12 protein-coding genes are annotated in these 13,590 nt (G+C 71.1%); 7 read left to right on the top strand and 5 right to left on the bottom strand.

The annotated features are described in order from the left end of the window. Positions 1-8 precede the first annotated feature (8 nt). From yidC to CM1CMNOD_RS21140, 7 genes are all read left to right on the top strand, one after another. Positions 9-1,364, top strand: a complete 1,356-nt coding sequence (yidC, locus tag CM1CMNOD_RS21170) for a membrane protein insertase YidC (RefSeq protein WP_013871593.1) — start codon at positions 9-11, stop codon at positions 1,362-1,364. A gap of 93 nt (positions 1,365-1,457) precedes the next feature. Then, on the top strand, positions 1,458-2,072 hold the full coding sequence (locus CM1CMNOD_RS21165) for a protein jag (protein WP_013871592.1): 615 nt from the start codon (positions 1,458-1,460) through the stop codon (positions 2,070-2,072). Between the two features lie 839 nt (positions 2,073-2,911). Beyond that, entirely contained in the window at positions 2,912-3,574 is a 663-nt protein-coding gene (locus CM1CMNOD_RS21160) for a uridine kinase (protein WP_013875638.1), read from the top strand. Positions 3,575-3,936: 362 nt separating this feature from the next. Then, positions 3,937-4,674 (top strand): 16S rRNA (guanine(527)-N(7))-methyltransferase RsmG, encoded by a 738-nt coding sequence (gene rsmG / locus CM1CMNOD_RS21155; protein WP_013875637.1) that lies wholly within the window; start codon positions 3,937-3,939, stop codon positions 4,672-4,674. Continuing rightward, positions 4,571-5,632, top strand: a complete 1,062-nt coding sequence (locus tag CM1CMNOD_RS21150) for a ParA family protein (RefSeq protein ID WP_431307102.1) — start codon at positions 4,571-4,573, stop codon at positions 5,630-5,632. The genes rsmG and CM1CMNOD_RS21150 overlap by 104 nt, the downstream gene beginning before the upstream one ends. Further along, positions 5,629-6,579: a ParB/RepB/Spo0J family partition protein gene (locus CM1CMNOD_RS21145; RefSeq protein WP_013875635.1), complete on the top strand. Its 951-nt coding sequence runs from the start codon at positions 5,629-5,631 to the stop codon at positions 6,577-6,579. The genes CM1CMNOD_RS21150 and CM1CMNOD_RS21145 overlap by 4 nt, the downstream gene beginning before the upstream one ends. Positions 6,580-7,255: 676 nt before the next feature. Then, positions 7,256-7,903 carry a GNAT family N-acetyltransferase gene (locus CM1CMNOD_RS21140; RefSeq protein ID WP_043604248.1) on the top strand — a complete coding sequence of 216 codons (648 nt, stop codon included), beginning with the start codon at positions 7,256-7,258 and terminating at the stop codon, positions 7,901-7,903. 274 nt (positions 7,904-8,177) lie between these two features. Here CM1CMNOD_RS21140 and CM1CMNOD_RS21135 read toward each other — a convergent pair whose 3' ends face one another. The 5 genes from CM1CMNOD_RS21135 to sigM all read right to left on the bottom strand — a co-directional run bounded on the left by CM1CMNOD_RS21135 (position 8,178) and on the right by sigM (position 13,307). After that, positions 8,178-9,482, bottom strand: coding sequence for an N-acetylmuramoyl-L-alanine amidase (locus CM1CMNOD_RS21135; protein ID WP_043607478.1), 1,305 nt, complete (start codon positions 9,480-9,482; stop codon positions 8,178-8,180). Between the two features lie 292 nt (positions 9,483-9,774). After that, entirely contained in the window at positions 9,775-10,101 is a 327-nt protein-coding gene (gene trxA / locus CM1CMNOD_RS21130; RefSeq protein ID WP_013875632.1) for a thioredoxin, read from the bottom strand. 156 nt (positions 10,102-10,257) lie between these two features. Continuing rightward, positions 10,258-11,295 (bottom strand): thioredoxin-disulfide reductase, encoded by a 1,038-nt coding sequence (gene trxB / locus CM1CMNOD_RS21125; RefSeq protein WP_013875631.1) that lies wholly within the window; start codon positions 11,293-11,295, stop codon positions 10,258-10,260. Between the two features lie 364 nt (positions 11,296-11,659). After that, a complete protein-coding gene (locus CM1CMNOD_RS21115; RefSeq protein ID WP_013875630.1) occupies positions 11,660-12,763 on the bottom strand; it encodes an anti-sigma factor family protein in 1,104 nt (367 codons plus the stop codon). After that, positions 12,753-13,307 carry an RNA polymerase sigma factor SigM gene (gene sigM / locus CM1CMNOD_RS21110; RefSeq protein ID WP_237702917.1) on the bottom strand — a complete coding sequence of 185 codons (555 nt, stop codon included), beginning with the start codon at positions 13,305-13,307 and terminating at the stop codon, positions 12,753-12,755. Before sigM ends, CM1CMNOD_RS21115 begins: the two co-directional genes overlap by 11 nt. Positions 13,308-13,590: the final 283 nt, after the last annotated feature.

Raw genomic sequence — 13,590 nt, 5'->3', positions numbered from 1 at the left:
ACGAACCAGTGCTGGATCCCCTCTACCATCTCGCGGCGAACGCGATCGTCTTCTTTCACGGGGGCTTCGGGCCGATCTTCGGCCGGGACAGCTTCTTCGCGTGGGCGCTGTCGGTCGTCCTGCTGGTGATCTGCGTCCGGATCATGATCTTTCCGCTGTTCGTCAAGCAGGTGAAGGCCCAGCGGACGATGCAGCTGATGCAGCCGAAGATCAAGGAGATCCGGGACAAGTACGGCCATGACCGGCAGCAGATGAATGCCAAGATCATGGAGTTGCAGAAGGAACATGGCAACCCGCTGCTCGGGTGCCTGCCGATCCTGCTCCAGATCCCCCTGTTCATCGCGCTGTTCCACGTCTTCAGCCACCTGCGGCCGGTCGACCGGCCCGGCGGCGTGCTGGAGTGGGCTCCCCGGGTCGGGCTGACCGCCCAACAGGTGCAGCAGATCGCCGAGGCCAAGCTGCTCGGCGTCTCGCTGTCCACCTCGTTCACCTCGTCGTCGAACTTCCTGGAGTTCGTCCAGGCGAACGGGACGAACGTCAAGATCTTCGCGGTCACGCTGATCGTCCTGATGGGTGCGACGACGTTCCTCACCCAGCGGCAGATCATGGCGCGGACCGGGCCGGTCGATCCGCAGCAGGCGATCGTGCAGAAGGTCCTGCTCTACGGCTCCCCGATCATGCTCGCGGTGTTCGGCTTCCAGTTCCCGATCGCTGTCCTGCTGTACTGGCTGACCACCAACCTGTGGAGCATGGGCCAGCAGTTCTTTGTGATCAAGAAGATGCCGCCGCCGGCCGTGCAGGGCGCCGGTGGGCAGGTGCCGAGCACCCGGTCGGCGCCCGGGGCGAAGAACGCGTCCGGGACGAAGAACAGGACATCGCAGCCGGCGCCGGCCCGTCCCGCACCAGGTGCCCGGCCAACCAACAAGGGTAAGAACCGACCGGGTGCGGCCTCGCCGGCCACGGGCTCGACCGCCGCGTCGACCGACAGGACGCCGGGTGGCGCAGGCCAGGCCGAAACCGGAGCCGGCAAGACGGCGAACTCCAACAAGGCCGTGCGCAAGGCTCCGCCAGGAACCCGTTCCCCCCGAGGCGGCTCCGCGCAGTCCTCGCAGCCGGCCCAGCAGCCGGCCCAGCCGAAACAGCCGACTCAGCCCGCCCGCCCGTCGAAGGCATCCGACGCGGCCGAGGCCGGCGAGGCGGTACCGCAGCCGGCGCAGACACAGAACGGGTCCGCTCCGGCCGGTGACGACGCCCAGCCCCGGGCGGGAAAGCCCCATGCCACGGCGGGCGTACGCCGGCATACAGGTGGTTCCCGGCCCGCCAAGCGACGTGGCAAGGGCGGCCGCCCCGGAGGCCGACGGTGACCGTTCCCGCGGTGACCATTCCTGCCGGGAATCGGCGCCGGGCTCGCCCGACCCGCGATCCGCAGACGTCCACCCGTGTAAGGAGCTGCTCTGATGACCGGTTCCGCATCTGACCTGGCCGCCGCCGACATCACGGTCAGCGGGGTCGAACAGGCCGACGGCCTGTCCACACCGGCCACCTCCCGGCCGGCGCCTCCCGGCGGGGAGGACAGCCCCGCCCCGCCGGCGGTGAACGGCCGGCAACGGATCGCCGACCTGGAACAGGAAGGGGAGATCGCCGCCGACTATCTGGAGGCGCTGCTCGACATCGTCGACCTGGACGGCGACCTCGACCTGGACGTCGAGGGGGAGCGAGCCGTGGTCGCCGTCGTCGGTGACGGGCTCGACCTGCTGGTGGGCAGCCGGGGGGAAACGCTCGAGGCGCTCCAGGAACTCACCCGGCTGGCGGTGCTCCAGAAGACCGGCGTGCGCAGCCGGCTCATGCTCGACGTGGGCGGGCACCGCGCGCGGCGGCGGGCCGAGCTGCGCGACCTGGCCACGGCGGTCGCCGAGCGGGTGAAGGCGGGAGCCCGGCCGGAGAAACTCAAGCCGATGACACCGTTCGAGCGCAAGGTCGTCCACGACCTGATCGCGACCATCGACGGCGTCGTCAGCGAGTCCGAGGGCGAGGAGCCCCAGCGCCGCGTGGTCGTCCTCCTCGCGAACTGACACCCCGCCAGCCGGTGATGGAGTGCTGAACGCTCCTTCCCGCGGACCGGCTCCGACCCTTCCACATGCGAGGCAGTCGCATGTGGAAGGGTCGTATGGGGGGAGCAAGGAAGAGGATTGGCGGATGCAAAGACGGCGAGCTCAGAGCCGTCGCGCGGCGCGGGGCTGAGGCCCGCGGCCCGCGTCCACCGGTTCCTCGTCCGGACGCGGGTACCGGCGGGTCGAAGTACGGAATCTTCGGGGGCTGGGACGGATCGTGGTGTCCGCCGGGTGGCCCCGCCGGGCACCGGGGGATTAAAGGGCGTTACGGCGGCGCGGCTGCGGGCGCCCACACCCACAACCTGGCACCCGGCGCCTCCAGACCACGCCGGAGCAGCCAGCACACCGGCCGGGCAGCCCCGTAACCAGAAGAACGAGTACGGAAGTGGCTGCTCCAGCAATCACTTGTTCCCTCGCTTTCATGATTCGGTTGTGCGACGGCGAGCAGGGCGGGTGGGTGTTCGCCTGGGTGGAGGTGGGGCCAGGTCCCGGGTGGTTTTGTTCGGAGTGCGTGTCGTCGGGCGGTGACGGTGCAGGTGGTGGCGGTGCGGGCAGCGGCGGTGCGGGCGGTGATGGATGTGGACGGTGCTGGGCATGGTCCCGGAAGCCGTGAGCGACGCGGTGCCTGATCAGATGGCCCGCGTCGGGGTGGGCTGTGTTCCCCGTTCGGTCGTTGCCAGGGGATCCCGAGTGGTCGGTGTTGGTGTGCCGCTCGGTGTCAACGCTGTTCATCGTTACCAGCCTCGATACGGTCTCTCGCCATGACCGGTGGCCCGGATGCGGGATGCACACGGACGCGTGTGATCGAAGCCCTGACGGACCTGCTGGTGACCACCCGGCCGGACCAGGTGCTCCGGGTGGCCGTCGACGGGCCGGACGCCGCGGGCAAGACCACGCTGGCCGACGAGCTCGCGCGGAGCGTCACGCGCCTGGGCAGGCCGGTGGTGCGCGTGAGCATCGACGGTTTCCACCACCCGGAAGCCGTGCGCCGTCGCAGAGGCGCGCTGTCGCCGGTGGGCTATTTCTTCGATTCGTTCGATTATGCGGCTCTTCGACGTCTCGTCATCGACCCGCTCGGGCCGGGTGGCGACCGGCGTTTTCGCAGTGCCATTTTCGATCATGGGTACGATGCCGCCCGCAGCGTGCCGGAGCGGACCGCCGCACAGAACGCGGTGTTGCTGCTGGACGGCGTTTTCCTGCTGCGTGAGGAACTGCGCGCCTGCTGGGAGGTCAGCGTCTTCGTGCGGGTCAGCCCGGCGGAGTCGCTGCGCCGCGGGCTGGGCCGGGACGTCGCCTTGTTCGGGTCGACGGACGCGGTTCGCGAGCGCTACGAACGGCGCTACCTGCCAGGGCAGGAGCTCTACCGGACGCTGGCCGCGCCCATGGACGTCGCTGACGTGCTGCTGGACAACGAGCGGCCGGACCTCCCGGTCATCCTGCGATGGCCGGGGCAGGAGGCCTGATCTGCGACCCAGGACCAGGGCCCGGGGCAGCTCACGGGTACCGGGGGTGGCGGGCATCGGAGGTGTCCTGGCCGTCGGCGCGGTGGCCGGGCCGCCTGATCCCTGTCGGTCGTGAATCCGCGAGATCGCGAATGCCGTCCGGCGTCCCGCTGGCCCGTGCTCTTTCGGGCGCTCGTCCAGACCGACTCCGGGACAGGCTGCCGGGTCTGCCGGGTCTGCCGGGTCTGCCGGGTCCGCCCGGAGCGGATCCCCAGGCCGCTTCTCGGGCCTGCCGGGCCGGCGCAGTCGATCCGGTGGGAATTCCGGAGCGTGCCGAAGGCTGGTTGCGCCGTTTGTGTCCCGCTGTCGAGCATGCTGGTCGGATGGTGCCTGTGTACAATCCTCCGTCCGTCGCTCCCGAGGTCTTCGGAGCCGGTTTCGAGCTCGCCCGCGTCTATGCGGACCTCCTTGCCACCGCTGGTGTCGAACGCGGCCTGATCGGCCCTCGAGAGGCCGACCGGCTCTGGGAGCGTCATCTGCTCAACAGCGCGGTCGTGGCGGAGGCGATCGATCAGGCGGCAGCCGTCGTGGACGTGGGCAGCGGAGCCGGCCTGCCCGGGATACCGCTCGCCCTCGCTCGTCCCGATCTGCGGGTGACCCTTCTCGAGCCGATGCAGCGCCGATGTCTGTTCCTTCAGGAGGCGGTGGGCCGGCTCGGTCTTGAGGGGCGGGTCACCGTGCTTCGCGGACGCGCGCCCGACGCTGCCGCTACCGTGGAGACCCACGCGTTCGACGTTTGCCTTGCACGGGCCCTCGCGCCCCTGGAACGGCTGGGCGCGATGCTCCTGCCAATGGTGAAACCGGGCGGTGTCATGCTTGCGCTGCGCGGGGCAGGCGTTGTCGAGGAGCTGTCGATCGCGCGAGGTGAGCTGGAGGCCCAGGGCTGGCGTGATGTGGCCGTCGTGAAGTGCGGGGTCGGAAGGGTGACTGATCCGACCACCGTATTGCGCGCCGTCCATGCCGCACCACAGCCTGGGCGCCGGCAGGGAAGTGGGAAAACGCGTGAAACGCGGCGAGGACGGGAGGCGCAACGTGCAGGTGGGCGCGCACGTTCCACGTGAAACAGCGCCAGGAGGAAGCAGCAGATCCATGCGCGCGGTGCGGAACGGGGTTCAGCCCGCCGACACGTCACTGGATACGAACGATCAATCCACCCCTATCGGAGCGGCGGCAGCAGCGGCAGTGGAAGCCTTGACAATGGAACGACGGCGGCCGTTTCCGCGGCCGACGCGACAGCGCATCGCCACCGTGGCGAACCAGAAGGGCGGGGTGGGGAAGACCACCACCACGGTCAATCTCGCCACGGCCCTCGCCATGCACGGATGCCGGGTCCTCTGCATCGACCTGGACCCACAGGGCAACGCATCGACGGCTCTCGGGGTCGACCACCGTTCCGGTGTCCCGTCCATCTACGAGGTGCTGCTCGGGGACCGGCCGCTCGAGGAGGTCGTCGTCAGGTCGTCCGAGGCCGAGGGGCTGTACTGCGCCCCGGCCACGATCGACCTCGCCGGCGCGGAGATCGAGCTGGTGTCGGTGGTGGCCCGGGAGACCCGGCTGCGCCGGGCGATCGCCGGGCTGCGGCAGGAGGTCGACTACATCCTGGTGGACTGCCCGCCGAGCCTCGGGCTGCTCACCGTCAACGCCCTGGTGGCCGCCAAGGAGCTGCTGATCCCCATCCAGTGCGAGTACTACGCGCTTGAGGGGCTCGGACAGCTCCTGCGTAACGTCGAACTTGTGCAGGCACATCTCAACCCGGAACTCCGACTGTCCACCATCATCCTGACCATGTACGACTCGCGGACGCGGCTGGCGGACCAGGTCGTGCACGAGGTCAAGGAGCACTTCGGCGACCGCGTCCTGGGCACGACCATCCCGCGTAACGTGCGGATCGCCGAGGCGCCGAGCTACGGCCGCTCGGTGCTGACCTACGACCCCGCCTCCCGCGGGTCACTGTCCTATCTGGCCGCCGCGCGTGAACTCGCCGAACGGGGCTTCGAGCCGAACGGAGTGGGAGTGTGACCGCGCGCCGGGGTGGGCTGGGACGCGGCCTGGGAGCACTGATCCCGACCGGGACGGAGGGCACCGGCGGGATCAGCACGGGCATCGATGACGGTTTCGGGCTGCAGGTCGGGCCGACGCCCGTCCACGGCGCCACCTTCCGGGAGGTCCCGGTCGACTCGGTGACGCCGAACCCCCGCCAGCCGCGGACGCACTTCGACGAGGACGCCCTGGAGGAGCTGGCCGCGAGCCTGCGTGAGGTCGGCCTGCTCCAGCCCATCGTCGTCCGCGAGATCATGCCCGGACGCTACGAGCTGGTCATGGGCGAACGGCGCTGGCGGGCGTCCAAGCTCGCGGGCTTCAGCCAGATCCCCGCCATCGTACGAGACACCGCCGACGACGCCATGCTGCGCGACGCCCTGCTGGAGAACCTGCACCGCCAACAGCTCAACCCGCTGGAGGAAGCGGCCGCCTACGAGCAGCTCCTGCGCGACTTCGGCGCCACCCACGAGGAACTCGCCGGGAAGCTCGGGCGCTCCCGCTCCCACGTCACCAACATGATCCGACTGCTGGGGCTGCCGCCGGCCGTGCAGCGACGGGTGGCAGCCGGCGTGCTCTCGGCCGGCCACGCCCGGGCGCTGCTGTCGCTGGAGGATCCCGATGCGCAGGACCGGCTCGCCACCCGCATCGTCGCCGAGGGGCTGTCCGTGCGGGCCGTCGAGGAGATCGTCGCGCTGGGCGAGGAGGGGCCGCGGCGGACGCCGCCCCGCCGGCCGCGGGTCACCTCGCCAGCCCTGCACAAGCTCGCATCCCGTCTCTCCGACCAGTTCGACACACGGGTGAAGGTCGACATGGGTCGGAACAAGGGGAAGATCACCGTCGAGTTCGCGAGCGTCGAGGACCTGGAGCGGATCGTCGCGGTGATGACGGCGTCGGGAGCCGCTTCCTCGTCTTCCTCGTCCGGGTGAGGGCTCCCGGCCCGGACAAGGAAGACGAGGAAGCGCCGCTGTTTCACGTGGAACCTCGTGCCCACGTGAAACAGCACGGCCGCACACGGGGCCTTCACCCGCCCCGGAGGGCTGACCGAACACCGTCGCGGGGACGCTCGAAGCGCGGGCCCCGGATGTTCCAGGCGCCTGATCGCTGAGCGCGGGGCGGGTGCGCGTCGATGAGCATGTTCGTAGGCGCGAGCCCTCGGATGCCTGAGGCCCCTCAGGGCCGGGGCGCCCGCGGTCATGGATCGCCCCCCGGCCCCCGGCCCGCTCCCGCGCCCGGGCGCTCGGGATATGGCCCAGATGCGGAAAAGCCCGGAAAAACACGGCCGTGCTGGTGAGCGTTGACTGACGCGGCACCAGGGCGTGCCTGATGGCTGTATCGATCGCGCGGGCGGTGTCCAGACAGCCCCCGCCGTGTCGCCGCCGCCCATAACTCCGCTGTGCGCTCCTCCTCCGCCTTGCGGGAGTCCGCCTGGATCGCCGCCCACATCGACCAACAGCCATCGGACACGCCCTGACCGAGCCCGACACGGCTGGGCGGATCCGGGGCAGGCCGATGAGGATCCGGGCAGCCGGGCTAGTCTGGCCCTGTGCGAGATGTCAGCGTTGCCGTCGCCACCAGGACCCGGGCCGGGTGGATCGTCGAGCTATGAGCCGCCGCATCGCCAACATCACTCTCGACAACATCGACGATTTGCCGGTGCGATGTCGCCGATGCGTCTTCTGGGAGCTCGACCCCGTCGCCCGTAGCCGTGCCGAGGAGGCCGGAGACACCGCGCTGGAGAAGGAGGCGTGGGTGTCCTCCACCCTCCTCGAGTGGGGAAGCTGCGGAAAGATCGTATATGTGGACGGCGTCCCGGCCGGTTTCGCGATGTACGCGCCGGCCGCGTACGTGCCCCGGGCGGTCGCCTTCCCGACCAGCCCGGTCAGCCCGGACGCCGTCCTGCTCATGACCGTGAAAATCATGGAGGACTTCGCCGGGCAGGGCTTCGGGCGCATCCTCGTCCAGACGATTGCCAAGGACGTGTTCCGGCGTGGTTTCCGCGCCATTGAGGCGTTCGGTGACCTCAAGGGCGAAGGCACCCGGTGCGTGGTGCCCGCCGACTACCTGCTCGCCGTCGGCTTCAAGACCGTGCGGCCCCACCATCGGTGGCCACGGCTGCGGCTCGAGGTCAAGAACACCGTGAGCTGGCGGGAGGACGTCGAGGTGGCCCTGGAACGGCTGCTCGGGTCGATGGCGCCCGAAGGGATGCTGCGTCAGGTCGGAAGCGTCGCCGGGACCGTCCCTGCGAGCTGACCTCGGCCGTCCGGCCGTCTTCCGATGGCCTCGGCCGCTCCTGTTCTTCCGATTCCCGTGGTTGCGCCGTCCGTCCCGCCGACGCATCCCCCGGCGCGAGCGGGCCGTTCCGTCGTCCGCCGGCCTGTCCTAACAGCGCGGGACGGCGCGGGACGGTCCTAACGACGCCGGGCCGTCCGGACGGCACCGGATGGGGCGGACCGGCGAGGGGAAAGGCCTCCATGCCCTCCAGAACGTCCGGGGACCGGGGAGGCCCCTGGCGGCAGGCTCCCGGTCAGCGGGGGCGGCGAGAGGCGAGGGTCGGGACCCGCAGCTGGCCGGTCGGTGGGTCGAGATCCGGCGGCAGGAACAGCCGCTGCACCGCGGCGAGGATGGCCTCGGCGACCGTGTCCCGGAACTCCGGCGACCCCAGCGCGGCGGCGTCGTGCGGGTTCGTCAGATATCCCAGATCCGTCCGGATCGCCGGCATCCTCGTCCACCGGAGCAGCTCCCACGTCTTGGCGTGGGTCCGGCAGTTGACCAGGTCCGTGCGGGACACCAGCTCCTTCTGGACGAGCGTGGCAAGACGTTCGCCCACGGCGGACGAGCCCCGGGCGTTGCCGAAGTAGTAGGACGACACCCCCTGGGCCTGGGGTGACTTCCCCGCGTCCAGGTGCAGCGACACCAGCAGGTCCGCGCCGATCTCGTTCGCGCGGTGCGCCCGTTCGACGTCGTCCGGGGACTCGTGCGGGCCGTGCAGGAGGTAGGCCTCCAGACCGGAGGCCAGCAGCCGGGCCTCCAGCCGGGCGGCGAGATCGGCGATGAGATCGCGCTCGCACAGGTCGCCGACGGTGACTCCAGGGTCGTTCCCGCCGTGGCCGGGGTCGACCGCGACCACGACACCGAGCAGAGACGGGCCCCGCTGGAGCAGCCGCACCGACTCCCGCAGCACGTCCGGGCGGCCACCGACGACGGTGCGCTCGAGCTTCTTCAGCTCCCGCAGCGTCAGCGGCCCGCACCGGCCGTCGGGCTCCAGCGCGCGGTTGTACTGGAAGTCCCTGAGCGCCGCCTCGGTCCGCGGGCCGAAGATGCCGTCCGTCCGTCCCACGTCGAACCCCATGTTCGACAGCCGTTCCTGCAGCGACGCCACGTCATCCCCGATGAAGGGGTGGTTGACGCTGTAGAAGAGCAACCGGTCGCCCAGTTTGCGACGGGCCTCCTCCAGGGCGCGGAAGGTGTCCGGGCCGACGATGCCGTCCGCGGACAGTCCCCGGCTCTGCTGGAACGCCCGGACGGCCCGGTCCAGGGCGGCGTCGAACTCCAGGGCGGCATCGAGTTCGCGGGCGGCGTCGAAGCGGGCTGCCGCCGGCATCGGCGTGTCGGGTGCCCCCGCCCGTGTGCCGCTTCGTGGTCCGCCGTCCGGCAGCCCGGTGCCTGGCGGGGCGGCCGGGTGCGGCAGATCCGTCCCGCTCGGCCGCGGCCGGCCGGCCGCGGGGGCTTCCTGCTGGTGCGGCGCGGCCGGCAGGAACGACAGGGAGATCAGCGCGGCGCGTATCTCGGCGACCGAGGGGTCGCGGTCGCCGAGACGCAGGAGTTTGATCCTGCGGTTACCACTCGAACCTGCTCGCGGACGGGTCACGGAGACACAGGCTAGCGGCTCGTCCTGCCGCCACCGCCGTGGTCGTGGGGCAGCCGGGTGGCGGCGGTGGATTTTCTCGTGCTGTCGGCTGTTCGGCCTGTGCGGCTCCTGACGGGCAGGGGCGGCGCGGTCGTGTTTCTTTCACACCTGTGGCCTGTCTGGATCAGCGGACCGATCCAGACAGGCCACAGGTGTGGTGGGACGCGGAGGCCACGGGCGCGCCCCTTTCGAGTGGGCGTCGTCCGCGGGCGCCTCAGATGTACGCGGAGAGATCCCGCAGCAGGGCGGCCTTCGGCTTCGCGCCGACGATGCTCTTGTCCACCTCGCCGTTGACGAACACGGCCAGGGTGGGGATGGACAGTATCTGGTACTGCCGAGCGGTCTGCGGGTTCTCGTCGATGTTGAGCTTGACGACCCGCAGCTTGTCACCGTGCTCGGCGGCGATCTCCTCGAGGACCGGGGCGACCAGCCTGCAGGGCCCGCACCACTCCGCCCAGAAGTCGACCAGGACAGGCACCTTGCTCTTCAGTACCTCCTCGGTGAAGCTGTTGTCGGTGACGGGCTGGGTGGCTCCTGCCATAGTGATCTCCTCCTGGTTGTTGTCGATGCTTCCGGTTGCCGCCGCTGGGCCGATCGTCATCGATGGACGCCGCGTGGACGGTTGTGCTGGCCTGGGACGCTGCGACCGGAGCCGCACCCGGTCAGCACAGGCATGATCGATTTGTTGGCGGGGCGGTCAGGACGCGGCCGCCCCGGCGACAGCCTCGGCGGGCGCCCGGGGCGGCCGGCCGGCTTCGCCCTCACGGGCAGCCAGATGGCGTTCGGCGTCCAGCGCCGCGGCGCACCCGGTGCCGGCCGCCGTGATGGCCTGCCGGTAGATGTGGTCCACGACGTCGCCGCAGGCGAACACACCGGGCAGGTTGGTGCGGGTGGACGGATGCTCGACCGCGACGTAACCAGCGGCGTCCAGGTCGAGCTGGCCGCGGACGAGCTCGGTGCGTGGCTCGTGGCCGATGGCGACGAACAGCCCGCTGGCGGCTATCTCGCTGGTCTCGCCGGTCACGGTGTCGCGGACCTGGACGCCGGTGACCCGCTCCTCGCCGAGGATCGCCACGACCTCGGCGTTCCAGCGGAACCGAATCTTGTCGTTGGCGAACGCGCGCTGCTGCATGATCGCGCTTGCCCGCAGCCGGTCCCGCCGGTGGATGACGGTGACGGACCGGCCGAAGCGGGTCAGGAACGTCGCCTCCTCCAGCGCGGAGTCACCGCCGCCGACGACGAGGATGTCCTGGTCCCGGAAGAAGAAGCCGTCACAGGTCGCGCACGCGGACACCCCGCGTCCCAGCAGCCGCTCCTCGTCCGGCAGGCCCAGCCGGCGGTACGCCGAGCCGGTGGCGATGATCACAGTGTGGGCGCGGTAGGTCTGGTCCTCGACAGTTACGATCTTCGGGTCGGCCCGCAGGTCGACCGCGGTGACGTCCTCGGCGAGCAGTTCCGCGCCGAAGCGCTCGGCCTGCCGGCGGATGCCGTCCATGAGGTCGGGGCCCTGGACACCCTCGGGGAAACCGGGGAAGTTCTCCACCTCGGTCGTGGTCATCAGCGCGCCGCCGGCCGATACCGCACCCTCGAAGACCAGCGGGCGCAGGTTCGCGCGCGCCGTGTATATCGCCGCGGTGTAGCCGGCCGGACCGGATCCGATGATGATGACATCTCGGACATCGGGATCCCGGGCGTCCGGGATGCGCGATTCGTTCCCGCTGCTGTGCGCGGTCACATTTCCACCTGTCCCTTCAGATCGCCGGCTGTCGCCGGTGAGGCCGTGCGCCTCCCACAACTGTCCCATTGCGCACCCGATTCCCTCGGCTGTGCTCCCGTACCGCCGCCGGGCCCGCCCGCCTGCGCTCCCGCGGCGCCACCAAGTGGGCCCGACCGGCGCTCCGGCGCCACCGTCGGGGGCTGCCCGGCGGTGGCGCCGGAGTTGTCGAGGCAACGCCAGAGCTACTCCGAGGCGGGCCGGGGATCGTTACTGGCACACCGATGACCAGCGGTTGGGCATGATCTGGGCCGTGTCCGACGGATGTCCGGCCGCGCGGGCGGCGCCCACGTCGACCAACATCCGGCAGCCGCGGCCCAGGTGACTACCGCCGGGATGTGGTGGTGCTGTACCACATCGCGGCTGCGATGTTGGTCACTCCGCACCGCTCGTCAAGAACGATCACTTGCAGCTTGTCGGGATCGGTCGGGACGGACAGCACGACCAGCACCGCCGGCCGCCCGCCGAAGGCAACGAGATCCAAAGCGATGATGTTGCCGCCGGTCTGGGTCGCCAGGCTGAGATAGCAGGTGCGCAGATCCGGCTGAGTCAGCTCGGTGATGAGGGCCGCCGCCGCGGCGGGTGGCACCGCGGGGGCGGCGCCGTAGTTGCGCAGCGGCGCCTGGAACGTCCCCTTGATCCGCCCGGACAGCAGGTCGAGGGTGTGCCGAGGGATGTCGGAGATGCTGAGCAGATGCCCGGTGTGCGCGAATATCGCCGCCGTGGCGGTGGTGGTCTCCCCGCCGCCAGCCGCCGTTGCCGCGGGGGCGGCGGCTGGCGGGGCCGCCGCGCTGCCGCTTGAGTCGGCCCCCGCCGCGCGGCGCGTCCCCTCGGACGATCCGGTGATGTCGGCCGACAGCGGTGCCACGGCCTGGCTGACGGCCTCGCCGACGCTGCTTCGCCCGGTGTTGCGGCCCAGTGCCCCCACAAGGCCGACCACCGCGACGATTACTGTCAGGCAGGCAGCTGCCGCGCTCAGCCACGGTGGGACCTGCCCCACCCGCAGCGGCCGCCCGGCCGGCCGGCCCCGGCCACGCGTCCATCCCGGCGCCCCGGGATACGACCGGGTGCGTGCGCGGGATGGCCGCAGTGGCCGCAGCCAGCGCACCGGCCGGCGTGGCACCGACCGCGGCGGCATCAGCCCGCGCCCGTCCGCCTCAGCCGGGCCGGGGTGGGCGCCGCCGTCCAGGCCGGCCGGCCGGTACCGCTCCTGCTCGCTGACCAGGGCGGCATACAGCCTGGTCGCGACGTCCTCCGGCATGGTCACCGAGGCCAGCGCGGCGAGGTCGTGGCGCACCCGACGCAGCGCCGCCACGGTTTCGCCGCACTGCGGGCAGCCGTGGACGTGGAGTTCCACGGCGGACGCCGAAAGGTCCCCACCGGCGTAGGCATCGAGGTGCTCCACATCCGGATGCCGATCAGTGGTCATCGCCGACACCTCCTCCGACCGCTCCAGGCGTATTGACGTGCCTGCTCTGACTGACGGAATCGAGCGGCGCAGGGTTCCCGGGACGCAGGTAGTCGAGCATTACAGCCAGCTTCGAGCGCCCCCGCGCGCAGCGGCTTTTCACCGTGCCCACCGGGACCGCGAGCAGCCTGGACGCGTCCGCGACCGACCAGCCCTGGATGTCGACGAGTATCACCGCCAGCCGCAGCGGTTCCGGAAGCCGGCGGAGCGCGGATTCGACGGCCAGCCGCGTCTCACCTTCGACGATGGCGTCACGCGGCTCGGCCGGCTCGTCGCCGCCACGACCGCCACCGTGGCCATGACCGCCGTCACCATCGCCACCGGTGAGCAGCGGGACCTGTGGGCGGGCCGCGCGCCGGCGCAGCCGGTCCAGACAGGCGTTGACGACGATGCGGTGCAGCCAGGTGGACACCGATGCCTCGCCGCGGAAGGCCGCGGCACCGCGGTAGGCCGACAGCATCGCCTCCTGAACGGCGTCAGCGGCGTCCTCCCGGTCCCGCAGCATGCCCAGGGCCACCGTCCACGCGCGGCCGCTGTGGGCCCCCGTACCAGCTCGGTGAAGGCGTCCGGGTCCCCGTCGACATGTCGGCGGAGCAGTTCCCGGTCGCGCTCCGCCGGCGTCACCGGGGCGGTCGCCGCGCTTACCGCATTCGCTGGGTTCACCGCGTTGGCTGGGTTCACCGCGTTGGCTGGCCCAGCTGGGGTAAGCGCGGCCGGAGCCGGGGTGATGGTGCCGGCGCCGGCCGCGGTCTCGTCGGTCGCGCCGTCCGGCGCGCCGTTGCCAGGGG

Source organism: Protofrankia symbiont of Coriaria myrtifolia (assembly GCF_900634755.1).
In the GTDB taxonomy this organism is placed as follows: Bacteria; Actinomycetota; Actinomycetes; order Frankiales; family Frankiaceae; genus Protofrankia; species Protofrankia coriariae.
This window is presented reverse-complemented; position numbering and strand designations above follow the sequence as displayed.

What these genes read in the sequence shown, in the direction of transcription:
- CM1CMNOD_RS21165 (WP_013871592.1), top strand. Translation starts at nt 1,458, where the DNA reads ATGACCGGTTCCGCATCTGACCTGGCCGCCGCCGACATCACGGTCAGC.
- rsmG (WP_013875637.1), top strand. Translation starts at nt 3,937, where the DNA reads ATGGTGCCTGTGTACAATCCTCCGTCCGTCGCTCCCGAGGTCTTCGGA.
- CM1CMNOD_RS21150 (WP_431307102.1), top strand. Translation starts at nt 4,571, where the DNA reads ATGCCGCACCACAGCCTGGGCGCCGGCAGGGAAGTGGGAAAACGCGTG.
- CM1CMNOD_RS21140 (WP_043604248.1), top strand. Translation starts at nt 7,256, where the DNA reads ATGAGCCGCCGCATCGCCAACATCACTCTCGACAACATCGACGATTTG.
- trxA (WP_013875632.1), bottom strand. Translation starts at nt 10,101, where the DNA reads ATGGCAGGAGCCACCCAGCCCGTCACCGACAACAGCTTCACCGAGGAG.
- CM1CMNOD_RS21115 (WP_013875630.1), bottom strand. Translation starts at nt 12,763, where the DNA reads ATGACCACTGATCGGCATCCGGATGTGGAGCACCTCGATGCCTACGCC.
- sigM (WP_237702917.1), bottom strand. Translation starts at nt 13,307, where the DNA reads ATGCTGCGGGACCGGGAGGACGCCGCTGACGCCGTTCAGGAGGCGATG.